At 75.6% G+C, this 771-nt stretch carries 1 pseudogene; it reads right to left on the bottom strand.

The annotated features are described in order from the left end of the window. Positions 1-695: pseudogene (locus AC27IO_RS24995) on the bottom strand (sensor histidine kinase); the annotation flags it as partial. Positions 696-771 lie beyond the last annotated feature (76 nt).

Below are 771 nucleotides of genomic sequence, written 5' to 3'. Positions count from 1 at the left end.
TTGTGCGCCAGCAGGCCGGCCAGCTCGCTCTGAAGGGGCTGCAGGTCGCGCCCCGTGGGCGCGGCCAGGTGCGCGGCCACATCGGGCCCGTCGCCCTGCGGCGCGCGCAGGGCGGCCAGCAGCGCTTCGAGGCGCCGAAGTGGCGCCAGCCCCACCCGCACCTGCAGCCAGGCCAGGCCCCCGGCGAGCACCATCAGCACCAGCCCGGCCACCACCAGGGTGTGGTCGATCTGGCGCATGCTGGTCTGCAGCTGGGCGGCGGGGCCGTAGACCGTGAGCGCCACCGGGGTGGGTGGCTGGCCCAGGGGGATCGGCAGCGTCAGCGACAACAGCGGCTCCTGCAGCGGCCCGGTCGCCAGGTGCAGCAGGGCCGAGCCCCGCACGGGTTCGGGGGCGGTGGGCAGGCGGTCCATGTCCCACAGCGAGCGCGAACGCAGCACCTGGCCACCCGCCTGGGCGCGCCAGTACCACCCGGCGTAGATGGCGCTGAATTCGTCCGCCCCCCCGGTGGCTTCGCGCAGTTCGCCATTGGGACCCTGCTGCAGCCGCACGCCCACGCGCTGGGCCTTCTCGCGCAGCACCTGCTCGAAGCCCCCCAGCAGGCTCTGGTGCATCTGCCCGCGCAGCCACAGGCCCCCGGAGGCCACCAGCAGCAGCATGGGGACCAGTGCGAGCAACGCGATGCGCGTGGCCATGGGCCACTGGGCCAGCGCCAGCGCCCATGCGGACAGCCCGCGCGCCGGCGGGGCCGGCGTGGGCGGCGTGTCCGGT

It is taken from the genome of Acidovorax sp. KNOB132 (assembly GCF_057541515.1).
The sequence above is the reverse complement of the archived record's forward strand: the minus strand, read 5'-3'. Positions and strand labels throughout refer to the sequence as shown.